This window comes from Klebsiella michiganensis (assembly GCF_015139575.1).
Taxonomy (GTDB): Bacteria; Pseudomonadota; Gammaproteobacteria; order Enterobacterales; family Enterobacteriaceae; genus Klebsiella; species Klebsiella michiganensis.
Genome location: NZ_AP022547.1, coordinates 5,798,294 through 5,812,666 on the forward strand (window position 1 = coordinate 5,798,294; position 14,373 = coordinate 5,812,666).

A 14,373-nucleotide genomic window follows, 5' to 3' on the forward strand; every position below is an offset into this window, starting at 1 on the left:
AAATATACCTATTTTTTGTTAAAAGGAGCCCATGGCGCCAAATGTCGCGCCATTTCTAAACATAAATCCCTTACAGGGAAGTAATATTAATTTTTACGCTGCTCTCACGAATAATTAACCGCGAGACAATTTCGTGCATTTCAATACTGTCCGGCTGCTGTTGATGTTTCACCATCTGAAACGCGAGGTGAGCAATTTCATTTACCGGCTGTGCAACGCTGGTGATTTTTTTAGTTTGCGCCAGCAGGGTATTATCAAAGCTGGCAATTGCAATATCTTCAGGAACGGAGATGCCCTTTTCTTTTAGCCCATCGATAATATAGTTTGCCGCAATATCGTTATACACTAACAGACATGTACAGGTTCGCGTCGGCTCGCTGAGTTTCTCGATAATGTCATCAAGAATACTAATATGGCCTGATATCTTTTCACCCTCGCCTTTGGCTATCCAGAACGAATTATCTCTAGCAAGCTTTAAACCGTGACTCGCTATTTTTTTGCTGTACGACGAGACCTTGCGGCTATCCACCCCTTCCTGGGCAACAAAGCCAAATGAAAGATGGCCCGTATGAATAAAATGTTCCGCAATACTTTCCGCCCCCCGATCCTGGTTAATCGATACGGAATTGAAGAACCGGGACACCTGGGTGACAACGGCGACCGGGATCCGGGTAATGCTTAACCATTCTGAAAGTTCGGCTTCTGCTTCTGTCGGCACCCATAGCAAGCTGTCAATGCCCATCCCCACTAAGGTCTGAATAATATGTTTATCCTGCTGCGGCTGATTCTGATGCGTTTTAACGATCACCGATTTGCCGATATACCGGGCCTCTTCTTCCACCGTCGCCAACAGTTCGCAGAAGTGAGGATTCACCAGATTAGGCAAAACCACACCAATCAGCCCTGAACATTTCCCGCTAAGCTGAAACGAACTCTTGCTGGGGACATAGCAGAGATAATCCATCGCATCACGCACCGCCTGCCGCGTTTCCGGCACGACGCTGGGATGATTGTTGAGCACTCGCGACACGGTCGCCGTCGAGACCCCAGCTCTTTTCGCTACGTCTTTAATGGATGCCATGATGATTGAATACGCCCCCTAACACTGGCGCTCACTATAAATGGCGAGCGCGGTTGAAAATGTAAGCCAGTTCACATGTTGCTTTGTTACATGGAATCACGTTTAGCCTTCGCAAATTCATCACCCTATTAGGGGTTTTTATTAAAACCTGGCGAGAATATATTACGGACACCATCAACAGGAAAGCAGAATACAGGAAGGGAGAATAAGAGATTATGCTATTGCTGCGGGATGGCGTTGGCTGGCGCGATAAATACGCAGCATGCGGGGATCCGGGGATGGCCTATGAACGCCTGGCCACGGCAGCCTGTGGCGCGCGACCATTAGCGTTTAAATTGTAGAATTAAAGATGACATGCTGGGCGCGCCGAGTTTTTTCAGCGCTTTGATTTTATGCGTGCTCACGGTTTTAATCGTAATACCCAGTGATTTCCCTATGTGATGATACTGCTTTCCGCAGCACAGCATCCTGATAACTTGATACTCTTTATGGGTCAGCAGGGCCTCCCAGCGGGAGATATAATTATTACAATGGTAGCCCTTCAGTATCAGTGTAAAATATTGCCATATTTCATCTTCAGTTGAGGAAACATGATAGCGCGCATAGTGCGGCAAATCGGAAAGGCTGCTCCAGAATGAGCGGAAAACAAACACGGCGATGTCTCTGGCCTGCCTTTTTAGATAATCGCCAAAAACAAACGCATCGTAGATGTTTTCTCCTTCACCAAACGTTTCCATTAGCACGCCGGAGAGCGCAATGCTCTCCATTAGCGTTTTTAAGCTTTTCAGATCATGACAAAAGTGCAGCCGAATGGCGGTCAGTGACTTTTGTTCTTGCAGGCTACTTAGCCCCAGACAGAAATAGCGATTCGGGGACATTACGGCCACATCTAAAATAGAACTCATAATGAATTAACACCATTTTATAATATATTTTTTATTTTCCGGAGTGAATTGACCACGGGCCGTGAAAATAATCAATCGGCAGCATCAGCATATCACCAATAAACGACAGCGGCGTATCCAGAGTCCATAATGTCCCCTGAAGATAATTATAATCATACTCGCTGTCACCGCGGATCACCGCGATATCCGTTTTAACCCCTGGATACCACGTTTCGCCCTCCGCCAGAGAGGTTCTTCCCATGACGCTGCCGCAGCCCGTCAGCAGGAAACAGACAGCCATACAACCCATCGCTTTCGCATTCATATCATCTCAGCCATCAGGATAACGTCGGTACCGTGCCGGCGACGCGAATATCCATCTGCGGATAAGGAATCGCAATATGATGTTCGTCCAGCGCCTCTTTAATATTCTCCAGCAGATCGTAATAGGTATCCCAGTAGTGGGTGTTTTTCACCCACACGCGCACGGTAAAATTAAGTGAAGAGGCGCCAAGTTCGGCCAGACGAACGGTGGTATCACGCTGCCGATCGATGCGTTTGTCAGCATCGATGACCGCCAGAATAACGCGCTTCACTTCCGCAATTCGGCTATCGTAGCCGACGCTAATCATCAAATCGATACGCCGGAAGGGATGGCGCGAATAGTTAACGATACTGTCGGCGATAATTTTGCCGTTCGGGATCACCACGTCTTTATTATCCGCGGTGAGTAAGGTGGTGGAAAATATATGTACGGTTTCCACCACTCCGGTAATGGCGCCGATCTGCACCAGGTTTCCGGCCCGGAAAGGACGTAGCGTGACTAACAGTACGCCAGCGGCAAAGTTTGATAGCGATCCCTGCAGCGCAAGCCCCACCGCCAGCCCCGCCGCGCCGATGACCGCAATAATTGAGGACGTTTCTATACCTAAACGGCCAAGCGCGGCGATGGCCGCAAACGCCAGCGTGATATAGCGCACCAGGGCGGCAAAGAAATGGACAACCGTAATATCTACCCTGCGCCGCAGAAGTATTTTCTCGATACCTTTAGATAATAAGGTTGAGACAACCCGGCCGATAAAAAAGAGAATACAAGCGGCAATCACGTTCCAGCCATACTGAAGAATTGTATCACCATGCCCTTTTAACCATTCCAGCGAAGAAGAGATCTCCGGAAACAAAACCACCTTAGCCATATATATTATATCTTTTCTGCGTAAAATATATGAGGAATAGTATAGAGGAATATGTGGGGATTCAATCAACTCGCGGTAATAAAACGATCGTAGATTGTAAGAATAATAAAATTATGTAATTTCTTGCTAACATCTTAATTTTGAGATGAGATAAATATCTTCAACCCGATGAGCTGAAGATATTTAAATGTCATTAAACTTAATAGTAATTAATCGTTAACTGTTCCAGCTGCTTTTGTTTATCAAGAAATGTTTTTTGCACCACGGCATTACTGACATCCAGCGAAACGCTGCTGACGTGCGCCGCGGAATAATGAGAAACGGTCTTATCGCGATAGCAGAATAATTCATTTTGACCGGGCTTGTTCCAGCATCCCGACTCCACAACGGTGCCAATGAAGCGGACTTTTCCGGTATGGCCGGCGTAGCAGAAAGAAGAAGTGCAGGCGAGAAGTAAAGCCGCTGCGGCAGTGCATTTACGTGCGTCCATGGGGTAACACTCCTGTGTTGGGCATTTTTGAAATCAATTTCAAACCACAGGAGATAATTACACTGCTAATTATATTCGATCAATGCTTTTTTAGCCCCGACCCGCAATATACGTAAAAAGGCTCAGCTGCCTCTGCGACGCTGAGCCCGCGGCCATAACCGGCATCGGCACTACGATGAAAAACGCCGGTCCTCAGGATAGAGCCGCCGGGCCTCCTCGCGCAAAGCCCGGGCGTTTTTCTGTTGCCCAAGATACCGCTCGACGTTAATAAGATTGTTGTACATATCGGCGTCGTTCCACACCGCAATCCAGCGCCTGCCGAGCTGGTTGAAAGCCTCCAGGTCCTCGACGTTAGCGCTCGACTGATAGCGGATGATATAGCTGAGCGCCCGATCTTTACGCAGCCTTTCGCTGCCGATGCCGATGTCATGCAGCCGCAGTACGCGGCTGGCAAAACGCTGCGGCGACTGCTGAAAAGCGGTCAGGTAGTGCCCCTGCCAGAAGGCGCAGCCGGTGAGCAGCGCGCCGTAGCAGGCCAGGATCATCAGCGCGCAGGGTACCGGCCGCGTGGAGGGCGCGGTGAATGCGGGCAGCGGCGCCTGTTCGCCGGATGGACAGCGATCGGCCAGGTTAACCAGGATAAGAACGAGCAACCAGTGCACCGGCGATTGATACAGCGGATACTCCAGCTGCGTGTGCAGCAAAATGGGCATCAGGCAGGCCAGCAGCGCCAGCTGCCGTACGCCGGGGCGGCGCAGCAGTAGCCAGAATCCGCTAACGCCCAGCACCAGCAGCCCGAGCAGGGCGACCGCTCCGCCCTCGACCCACCAGAACAGCAGGTCATTATGCGGATAGGTTAACCCCGGGACCCGACGGGACAACGGCGGGACGCTATCGGCCACGAAATGGGCAAAGGACCAGGCGTATCCCCCGTAGCCCCAGCCGACGATCGGATGCTGCAGTATCATGTTCCAGGTCTGCTGCAGAATAAAAACCCGCTCAAGATTCGAGCCGTCATGTTCATGCAGGGCGTTGAGTAACGAGACCGATAGCAGGGCAAGCCCCAGCAGTACGCCGGCCACCGGCGCCAGTACGACACGCCAGCATGCCCCGCGCGCGGCGGAGCGGCGTAACGGCGAGAAGCAAAAAATGGTCACCATCATCAGCCAGCAGACCACGCCGCCCAGCCATCCGGTGCGGGATTTCAGCAGGGTCAGCGTGGCGTAGAGCAGCCCGAGCCCGAGCGCGCTTCCCCACTGACGATATCTCTCCCTCGCGACGCTGCGGCAGACAAAGCGGACGTCGACCGTCAGCCACAGCAGCACCGCGGCGCCGGTGGCAATAAAGGAACCGGTGACGTTGCGTTGCAGAAAAACGCCGATCGCGAACTGTCCGGCCTGGCGCTGCGCCGCCTGCGCCGGCAGCGGCAGCCACGCCGGATGACCGATACCCACCAGCGCATAAACCGCCTGAATCAGAGTGGCGGCGACGATCAGCCACAGTACGGTCTGCTGCTGACGCGGCGTGAGCCGACAGTTCAGCAGCAGATAATAAAACGCCACGCCCGCCCACAGGCCCGCCAGGCGCGGGAAGGCGTCCAGCCGCCAGTCGACGGAGGGGCTCCAGAGCAGGGGCAGCGTCAGCAGTAACGCCGCCAGCGCCATGCCGCGCAGGAACGGGCTGCTGCGCAGTCTCTGATGCCGCAAAAACCAGGCGCAGCCGACCATAGCGACCAGCAGCACGCCCCAGACCAGCAGCGGTTCCGGTAAATCGGCGCCGCTGCCGCCGGTGCTGGGCAGGACAATATGCATGACGCCAAGCAGGATCAGCGCCAGCATCATAAGGAGCCAGCGGGAGGCCGCCGTTTCCGGCGCTCCCCTGAGTTCTGCGTGCATCTTATTGCCCCTTCCTGGCCTGCGCATCGGGCGAAATACGCATGGCCGGCATGGCCCGACCATAGTCGTTAAGGGTCTGCCACTGCAGCGCGCAGCCGCCCTGCGCCGGACACCACGCCACCGAGCGGCTGGAAAGCGGCGCGACCATCCCGGCCCCGGCGATACTCTGGCCGTTGGCCTGCATATTCAGCAGCGTGACGTAAAACGGCGTCGGGTTCTGCACCGTTACCGTTTTACCCTGGCGCCGCCAGGTCAGCTGGCGATAAGCCTGCTGTGAATCCCCTTGTACGCCTTTCGGGCGATAGAACAGCTTCATGCGGCTGCGCACCGCAATCTGCAGGGTATTCTGCTGCTGACTGTCGGCCTGAGGGATATTGGCCACCGTGACCCAAAACAGACTTTCGCGGTCCGCCGGCAGCTGGCCGCTGGTGTACATCACGCGAATTTCATTTTCTTTATGGCCGTTTAGCGCAAAGACCGGCGGCGTCGCCACAAAGGGTACCGCCGCCTGCGGGTCGCCATCGGCAACAATTTTGCTCAGAATCAAGTAGCGCGAGGGAGATTGATTGATCACCCGGAACGATATCGATGGCTTACCCTCATTATAAATAAAGCGGGTTCCCCCGATGACCACGCCCGCCTGCGCCTGAAGGGATAAGGCGCTGAGCGCCAGCAGTACAGCGATTTTTCTCAACATGGACAGGCTACTGATAGGTCAGGCTAAAGGTGGTCGTGGCGTCAACGCTGCCGGCGGTAACCGGGCTGCTCGTCGCTACCATCTCACCGTAAAAGGTGAGGTTCTGGCTGGTTTGCTGCGGGTCGAGCGTATATTGCCTGCTGGCGCTGTTCAGCGGCACCAGCGTACGCTGGCTGTCTAAGATCGCCACCCCGACGCCCGCGGCGCTGCCCGCCTGGCTGGTTAACGCCAGCAGGGCGCTGTTGGTCGTATCCGCCTCGCCGGTAAAGGTTAATGAGACCGCCGACGCCGCGCTGCCGCAGTTTTCCAGCCCGATGGTGAACGCTATCGGCTGGGAGGCGCTGCCGGCCGCGGTAAACTGTTTCGCCGCAATGTCGCCCAAGGTCACCTGCTGGTTGGCGGTATCGGTGGTCACGGTGCAGGTGTTTCCCTGGATCGTGCCGGTAATGTTTACGGTGCCGTCGTGGGCCAGCGCTGAGCAGGACAAGCCGGATAGCGATAACAGCAGGATCGTCTTTTTCATTATTGATAGCTCACATCAAAATAGAGTACCGAAGAGGCGTTGCCGGGCGTGACCGGTACCGCGGTGGCCTTGTAGCGCAGGTGAAACGTCAGGTCGTTATTTCCCTGGGTAATCGGGTATGCGTTATCGGTACTGTTGATCGCAATGGTGTTCATACTGCTGTCCAGCAGCTCAATCGCCACGCCGCTGGCCATATTGCCGCCGCCGGAGGTATCGGAGAGGGCTAACAGTGTAGGACTAGTAGCATCCGCGATACCTTTAAAGGCTACCGTCGACTGGCTGATGGCCGAGGTGCAGTTATTTAACTTGATATCAAACCGCTTCCATTGCGATGTATCGCCGACGTTTTGAAATATCCCGGCGCTGAAATCGCCGATATGGATAGTCTGGTTCTGGCTGTCGGTATCGATATCACAGCTTCCAGCCACTATTTCCCCTGACATATCAATTTCTAATTGTCCGCTAACCGAGCTATTTTCCGCCCATGTTACATTCATAGAAATAGTAAACAGAAACAGAGTGTAAAATATCCTTCGCATAACCACCCTTAATCAAAGTTAACTACAAGATATGCCTGAGCATGGAATACCCCTTCAGCGGGTGTGTTTCCTGTAACATTAACAGGGTATGTATTGAATGACACTTGTGAATTCAAATCGCCATCAATTTCAAATGGGATCGCACCATTATTTGGAATAACTATATTGCCAGAATCATCAGTGATAGAGACGCCAACATCTGCATTATCTGTTTTGATTGCTGATGTATCGCTTGCAGCAGTACCTTCTAAACTTAAATGCAGCTTAGTCCCTGAGTCCAAATCAGAACAGGAGATAGGCACACTAAGCTTTTTGGGCGTAAATCCATCAGGCATTTGACCTTTAGTTTTAAAAGATCCGGATAAAATAGTTCCAAAATCAACGTTTAAATTACTACCAGAGTTTATAGTGCAGATTCCTGGCACAATAATCGTTCCATTTGCTGCTCCACTGTATACTATTTTCTGTGAATCTGAACCCGTTTGATTATTATAAGAAGTCGATGATGAAACGACGGCAGTAGAATTAACCGCTCCTCCTGGTGCTGAATCCGCCAGTTTCACGAACTGATAAGATGCGCCTAAGGAAAATATAGTCTGCAGATTATCCCCCGCCAATAAATGGCATGTAAAATTCATCTTCGAGTTTTCTATATGTTGATCATAACCAATATTACAAGCCCCCCCCCCACTATTTGCCGCAAAATTATATAATATCCCCCAACCGGGCACATTAGTTGGATACACATTAGTATAGCCACTTACTGGCGATTCATTTGTCGAAAATGTTACATACACATCACGATCAGCATCTGAGTCTTGTTGACAAGTTAATTCCCACAGCCCTGCCCCTTGATTTGGCGTGATTTTTTCGGATTTATAACCGGCCTTAACACCTGAGGGAATGGTGAGGGTATTAAAATCCACGATATAATTTCCACCAGTAGTGGTGCAATGTATATCTTGTGCAAAGCTATTAACGCTATATGGACATATAATAAAAACCAAAAACAACAAAGTTAACTTGTTTTCTATGTTTGATATATCGCTTAATAAAAATCGCCTTGGCAATAACTTCATCACTGACACCTTTCACTTAATTTATTCACCGGCTGCTGCTTCGCGCTCTCCGGAAGTTGATATTTCACCATGCAGTGCTGTCCGGCGCCCTCGCCCCACTGCACTTCCAGCATGCCGCCCAGCGGCAGCCCGGCGAGGTACGCCTGGCCGTCGTCGCCGACGATGGTGCTGTTGCCCGCCTTCTGGCTGACCGTGGCGCCGAACGGCACCGGCTTACCGTTATGCATCAGGGTCATCAGCGCGCGCACCCCGACGTGGGCGTTAAATTCGGCGCGCACCAGCGCCCCCTGGGTCGGCACCACGTTGGTGACCGCGTCTTCAATATCGACGTTCTGCCCCATGGAGTTGGTATCCAGCGCCACGCGGTTCTGGCGATAGGTGGTGGCGTACGGGATCACCGCGTAGCCGCGCCAGTCGGTTTTCACCCCGGTGGCGTTTTCCAGCTCGACGCCGGCCGCCCCCGGCGCTTTCACCAGAATATTGGTGTCGCCGAGCGGCTGGCTAAGGGTTACGCCGTTGCGGTGAACCACCACGCCGCCGCTGACCCCGTAGTTCACCTGGTGATAGCCGTCGCTGTAGTTGTAGCCCGCCTGCAGGTTACCGTAGGTGCCCTGATAGCTCATGTTGGCGTTGCCGCTGTTGCTGGTGCCGTGGTTGCCGTCGCTCTCCTGCACGTTATAGCTCAGGTTGTTATCCGCCAGCAGCGTCCCGTTGATACCGGTAGTGCCCGTGGTCTTACCGTGCTGGTCGGTGGTGGTGCCGAAGCTCATATTGGTGGTGTTGGCCGAACGGTAGATATCCGCGCTATGGTTGCTGGAGAGCCACTGGCCAATCGGCAGCGAAATATTAAAGGCGTAGATCTGATCCGCCTCCTCTTCCCCCGGCGACTTGTCATAGTTCCACGTCAGGCTATAGGAGATGCCGTTCCAGCTGCCGTTATAGCCCACCTGCAACATGCGATCTTTCTCATCGGTGTGCCAGTAGGTCTGCTCGGAGCCGGTGACAAAAATCGAGCCGATTTTGCCGACCTGCTGCGAGATATTGAGCTGCGCTTTGCCTTTTTTGGTGTAGTAGAGATCGTAGTAATCGGTCCACACCGGCTTATCCTGCTTGCCGTCGTGATCCTCATCCTTCCACTCATTGTCGCCGGTATAGCCGCTCATGCTTTTATACGCTGTCTCGTCAAGGGTGTAGAACCCCTCCGTCGAGTAGCGGTAGCCCAGCAGCTGGAAGTTGGTGCCGAGATCGTTCAGCGCCTTGGCGTACAGGAAGCGCACCGACTGACCGTCGTGCTGGCTACCGTCGGCGAGGGTGCTGTTGGCCTGGGTGATATCGGCGGAGATCGCGCCGAAATCACCCATGTTCAGCCCGGCGCCCAGCGCGAAGGCGTGGTAGTCGTTGCTGACCTGCGAACCGCCGTACAGCGTGAAGCCATGCGGCAAACCGTAGATTGCCGTTCCCTGGGCAAAATTGACCTCATCCTGATCGTCGTTGGTGCTGCGGTATTTACCGGCAGTCAGGGCGTATTTCAGTCGTCCTTCGCGCTGCAGCAGCGGCACCGCGGAGTACGGCACGGTAAAGGTATTTTCGCTACCGTCGCTCTCTTTTACCGTCACCTGCAGGTCACCGCTCGACGAGGTCGGGTAGAGATCGTTGATGGCGAAAGCGCCCGGCGAGACGTAGGTCTGGTAGATAACGTAGCCGTTCTGCTTAATAGTGACCCTGGCGTTGCTCTTCGCGATACCGCGGACCGTCGGCGCAAAGCCCTTCAGGCTGTCCGGCAGCATGTTGTCGTCGGAGGCAATCTGGACGCCGCGAAAGCCGAGGCTGTCGAAAACATCCGACGGGGTGTAGCTTTCCCCGAGCGTAAGCTCCGCCTTCAGCGGCGCAATCGTACGCTCGACGTAGGTGCTGATATGCTCCCACTTGTTCTCCGTTTCACCCTCGCCGCTGGTGTAGTTCCAGGTGGAGTAGTCGCGCAGGCGCCAGGCGCCGAGGTTCAGGCCGCTTTGCAGGTTGAGATAGTAGCTGTCCTCTTTGCTATCACCGCCGCTGTTGCCGCCGGTGAAGTTATAGTTCAGCAGCAGCGCGTTGATCCCCTGGTCCCACTCTTCCGGGGGGATATACCCGCGCGCGCTCTGCTTCAGCGCCGCCTGCGGCACGCTGATGTTCAGCTGCTGATGCTCAAAGTCGAACTCGGTGGAGGATTCCGGTATGGCGGCAAAGGGCACGCACTGCTCCGGCGCCAGCTTCGCCAGGTCCGGGAAGGCTTTGGTATTGACCCCCATCTGTTCCAGACGCGCGGTGGTGAAGCACGGCGCCAGCCCGGTATCATCCTGGCCGCCTTTTGCCGCTTTAAAGTTCACGTCTTCCGTGGAGACCAGCTGCTTATTCAGATAAATATCAACGTGATATTTACCTGGAGCCTGGCTATCGCCCTTTTCAAAATGCGAAAGATCGGCCACCGCGTTAGGGTCGTCCGATAAGAATGCGGGGTTAAAATAGTTATCCGCCAGCGCGGATAACGGTAATGCCGATAAGGTTGCCGGCAAAATAATACGGTATACCCGACGGCGGGCAAATAGAACCTGCATCACCGCGAGGGTGATATATTTTATTTTTAACGTCATTATTTTGCCGACCTGTTTATTATTCTATTATGGCTTTCTGTTCGGGCGAGTTTGCCCCGTAATCATTAATGGTCTGGAAGGTGATATTTCCCTGCGCGTTCGCCGGCAGTTTTAAATCCGCCTGCGACATCGGCGCCACCATTGTCGTCGGTAACGTTGCGGTACCGGCGTGAATCTGTACCAGCGTCATATAATAGGGCGTGGGATTTTTCACCGTCAGGGTATTACCGCTTTCGTGGAAGCGCAGCTTCGCCGGTGCATCGATCGAGGCCATCGGCAGATTTTTCGGGCGGACAAAAAGTTTAATCCGGCTCAGCACCGCGATCTGCAGGGTATTTTTCCCTTTGGTGTCTTTTGCCGCCGAGGGAATCGCTTTGACGTTCACCCAATAGAGGCTTTCGCGATCCGCCGGCAGATTATTCGGCCCGACGTACATAATGCGCAGCGTATTTTCTTTCTGCGGCTTCATCACAAACAGCGGCGGGGTGATGACAAAATCGCTGCTTTTGCTTTCGCTGGCGTTTTCCACCCATGACTGAATTAAAAAGGTGGCCTTCGGGTCGGTATTATTCACCGCCAGTGAGACCTGATTATTGCCCTGCGGATAGATGACGCGGGTGGAACCTAATGATACCCCGCCGTTCGCCGCAGCGTGCGCCTGGGTTTCGGTTTGCGCCTGCGCCGCGGGCGCGGCCAGACCGGCACCGGCTAACGCCAGCGCAACCAGAGACAGGCGGGAAAAAGAAATAACGGACATAAAGTGCCTTTCACAATAAAGATTTGCCGCGGACGGCATCAGGAAATTACAAATAGGTTAACGTGAACCAGGTTTGTGCGTTTGCATCCCCTGCCACGACGGTTCTCGAGGTCGCGCGATATTTGGCGACAAAATTGAGTACGGTCGTATTGTCCTGAATAGCGGTAAAATTCATCGGCTGCGTGTTCGGGATAATTTGATTTCCCTGATTATCAAAAATGCCTAACCCGACGCCCTGCGCGCTCTGCGCACCGTCGGTCACCGCCAGTACCCCCGGATCTTTGCCATCCGTCAGGCCGCGAAAGGCCACGCTGACTTGCTGGCTTACCGTGGTATCGCAATCCTTCAGCGTAATGGTAAACGCCTGCGGATCTGTCCAGCTTCCCAGCCCATGAAATTCATTGGAGCGCACCTGCCCCATCTCAACGGTTAAATCCTCGCTACCGGCATCCACCGCGCAGGCGGCATTGACCACGGCGCCCTGAAACTCAACGTCGCCGCCCTTTACCGTTACCACGTGGTGGTTGCCCGCCTGTGCCAGAGCGGGAAACAAAAACGCCCCCGCGAGGGAAAACGCCTTCAGCCGTTGTGTAGTGAAATTCATATCTACTCCTTTCAATGACACAGCCGCCGTCCCTGGCACAGGATCCCTAAATGAAAATGACTGACGCGACCTTACTGGTAAGTCACGTTGAACGTGGCAGTGGTGTCCACGCTACCGGCAGTCGCGGTATCCGCAGTCTGGTAGTAGTCAGCGGAGAAGTTCAGGGTGTTGTCGCCGTCGATCAGCGTAACTGCCTGAGACGCGGTACCCAGATCCAGCGCAGAGCCGTCTTTGTCATAAATCTGGATGCCGACGCCTGCCGCGCTACCCGCGCCAGAGGTGTTGTCCAGCACGCCAGCTTCGCCCGCCGCCGCGTTGCCGTCGAAGGTCACAGACGCCTGAGAAGCGACGGTGGTATCGCAGTCAGCCAGCTTGATGCTGAACGGGGTTTTCTGGTTAGCAACGGAGTCTTTACCGGTGAGGGCAGCCAGACGAACCTGACCCATGTTCACAATCTGGTTGCTGGTGTCTGCGGTTACCGCACAGGCTGCATCGACAACAGAGCCTTTAAACTCAACGGTGCCGCCCTGAACGGTGGAAGAAGACCCGCTGGTCGGTAAAGCAGCCATCGCAGAAGAAATACCGCCAGCCATAACCATTGCCAGAACGACGCTTTTTACCATAAATGCTTTTTTCATTTTTAATCCATACACATTAAATTGATTTTGTATTCCCTCATTAATTACCGTTTACTTTTTTATGGCCGAAGCAATTACCAGGGAACGTTCCCCGCGGCGATAAAAAAGACGGTTTAAATATAAGAAGACACTCCGTGTTGTCCTGGGAATAATTCTTACAGAGAATTTTATTAATCTAAATCAATTTTTTCGTCCAAAACTGGACATTCGAAAATGATGCAAGTCAATAATGATAATTACGTATAAAAATCATGATGTTAATAATGCAAAGAGCTGGTGCGTCTAAAAAACAGGCGTTGTTGTTAGTATACTGTTATGAAGTTATTTAAAAATCGATAGGAATTCGTTTATTAATTCCCTTCAGCACGCCTCGATGGACGCTGATGTACTCCCCCTTGCGCAGTTCAGACAGGACGTACAGTATTCCGCTGCGGGAAAGATTGGTGCGCCGCTGGATAAAATTGAGCACGTTAATCTGCTCGCGATATTCCTCAGGATAGGAGCCGAGTTCCAGGATCAACGTCCGGATCATGATGAATGATTCCACGCCAATAAACTCCTTCTCGCGGATGGCCATTACCAATAACCGATGGGCCAGAATCCGGGCGATATCATGCCAGAGATTTTGCTCGTCCATAATCTCCACAAACTTAGCAAGCGGAACCAATTGACCAGAGCAAGATGTTTCCGCAGAGAAAAAGTGCTTCGGCCTGGCCTCTACGTCGTAAAAGGTACTATATCCATCAATCAGCCCCAGTACCGAGGGGGAAAATAGCGTGGTTATCGCCATATTATTTTCACTATGGCAAACCACGCCGGTTCCCTCGAGCAGGAGGAATATATTCGCGTTATCTTCAGTATCGCAAAATTCAAATCGCTCGTCCGGCTGCAGCTCAAACGGCGTGCTAACCGGCAGCAGCGCCTGCATAATACGCTGGATCGCCAACAAAGGCCGGGTATTACGGCCAAACGCAAAGGAGCGTAAGGCACCACGGTCAAAATCTTCATCAATAATAAACATTTTTATCTCATTTTTGGCCTGCGACATTACTCAATTAAAATACTAGCACCAAATTTAAAGGAAATAAAAAAAATTAAAACACCCTTTAAGTTCAATAGGTTAAACTCATTGTTCTATTTTTAAGTTGCCGCTCCCCCTGGTGATATATCGACAAAAGCATTTCCCTTTTTTTTGCATGAAAAAAATACGCTCACCGGGGAGAAATCCATTACTTTCGCCATCCATAAGCTATAAATTTATTCACATAAAAAACACATAAAAATGCTATAAAAAATCACATTATCATAAAAAATAATGGCTAAAATGATAATTAATAAGCCAGTAAATAACCATATTAAC

14 protein-coding genes and 1 pseudogene are annotated in these 14,373 nt (G+C 52.6%); all 15 read right to left on the reverse strand.

Going from position 1 to position 14,373, the window contains the following annotated elements; translation table 11 throughout:
- Positions 1-70: 70 nt before the first annotated feature.
- Complete coding sequence (locus tag JLG71_RS27100) at positions 71-1,081, reverse strand: LacI family DNA-binding transcriptional regulator (RefSeq protein ID WP_025106553.1); 1,011 nt, start codon at positions 1,079-1,081, stop codon at positions 71-73.
- 323 nt (positions 1,082-1,404) lie between these two features.
- On the reverse strand, positions 1,405-1,986 hold the full coding sequence (locus JLG71_RS27105) for a helix-turn-helix domain-containing protein (RefSeq protein WP_032751739.1): 582 nt from the start codon (positions 1,984-1,986) through the stop codon (positions 1,405-1,407).
- Between the two features lie 31 nt (positions 1,987-2,017).
- Positions 2,018-2,266, reverse strand: coding sequence for a YceK/YidQ family lipoprotein (locus JLG71_RS27110; RefSeq protein WP_227630946.1), 249 nt, complete (start codon positions 2,264-2,266; stop codon positions 2,018-2,020).
- Between the two features lie 37 nt (positions 2,267-2,303).
- Positions 2,304-3,161: a small-conductance mechanosensitive channel MscS gene (mscS, locus tag JLG71_RS27115; RefSeq protein WP_032751741.1), complete on the reverse strand. Its 858-nt coding sequence runs from the start codon at positions 3,159-3,161 to the stop codon at positions 2,304-2,306.
- Between the two features lie 199 nt (positions 3,162-3,360).
- Complete coding sequence (locus tag JLG71_RS27120) at positions 3,361-3,651, reverse strand: hypothetical protein (RefSeq protein ID WP_025106549.1); 291 nt, start codon at positions 3,649-3,651, stop codon at positions 3,361-3,363.
- Between the two features lie 170 nt (positions 3,652-3,821).
- Complete coding sequence (locus tag JLG71_RS27125) at positions 3,822-5,546, reverse strand: PglL family O-oligosaccharyltransferase (protein WP_227630947.1); 1,725 nt, start codon at positions 5,544-5,546, stop codon at positions 3,822-3,824.
- Position 5,547: 1 nt separating this feature from the next.
- Positions 5,548-6,243 carry a fimbrial biogenesis chaperone gene (locus JLG71_RS27130; RefSeq protein ID WP_200913912.1) on the reverse strand — a complete coding sequence of 232 codons (696 nt, stop codon included), beginning with the start codon at positions 6,241-6,243 and terminating at the stop codon, positions 5,548-5,550.
- Positions 6,244-6,250: 7 nt separating this feature from the next.
- Positions 6,251-6,766 carry a fimbrial protein gene (locus tag JLG71_RS27135; RefSeq protein ID WP_048263232.1) on the reverse strand — a complete coding sequence of 172 codons (516 nt, stop codon included), beginning with the start codon at positions 6,764-6,766 and terminating at the stop codon, positions 6,251-6,253.
- Positions 6,766-7,230: pseudogene (locus tag JLG71_RS27140) on the reverse strand (fimbrial protein); the annotation flags it as partial. The pseudogene JLG71_RS27140 and the gene JLG71_RS27135, both read right to left, overlap by 1 nt.
- 83 nt (positions 7,231-7,313) lie before the next feature.
- On the reverse strand, positions 7,314-8,384 hold the full coding sequence (locus JLG71_RS27145; protein ID WP_200913914.1) for a fimbrial protein: 1,071 nt from the start codon (positions 8,382-8,384) through the stop codon (positions 7,314-7,316).
- Positions 8,384-11,014, reverse strand: coding sequence for a fimbrial biogenesis usher protein (locus JLG71_RS27150; RefSeq protein ID WP_200913915.1), 2,631 nt, complete (start codon positions 11,012-11,014; stop codon positions 8,384-8,386). Before JLG71_RS27150 ends, JLG71_RS27145 begins: the two co-directional genes overlap by 1 nt.
- Before the next feature lie 19 nt (positions 11,015-11,033).
- Positions 11,034-11,771: a fimbria/pilus periplasmic chaperone gene (locus tag JLG71_RS27155; protein ID WP_025106542.1), complete on the reverse strand. Its 738-nt coding sequence runs from the start codon at positions 11,769-11,771 to the stop codon at positions 11,034-11,036.
- A gap of 46 nt (positions 11,772-11,817) precedes the next feature.
- Positions 11,818-12,375 carry a fimbrial protein gene (locus JLG71_RS27160; RefSeq protein ID WP_014227395.1) on the reverse strand — a complete coding sequence of 186 codons (558 nt, stop codon included), beginning with the start codon at positions 12,373-12,375 and terminating at the stop codon, positions 11,818-11,820.
- 71 nt (positions 12,376-12,446) lie between these two features.
- On the reverse strand, positions 12,447-13,013 hold the full coding sequence (locus JLG71_RS27165) for a fimbrial protein (protein ID WP_025106540.1): 567 nt from the start codon (positions 13,011-13,013) through the stop codon (positions 12,447-12,449).
- 325 nt (positions 13,014-13,338) lie between these two features.
- Positions 13,339-14,034 carry a winged helix-turn-helix transcriptional regulator gene (locus tag JLG71_RS27170; RefSeq protein ID WP_064378077.1) on the reverse strand — a complete coding sequence of 232 codons (696 nt, stop codon included), beginning with the start codon at positions 14,032-14,034 and terminating at the stop codon, positions 13,339-13,341.
- Between the last annotated feature and the right edge of the window lie 339 nt (positions 14,035-14,373).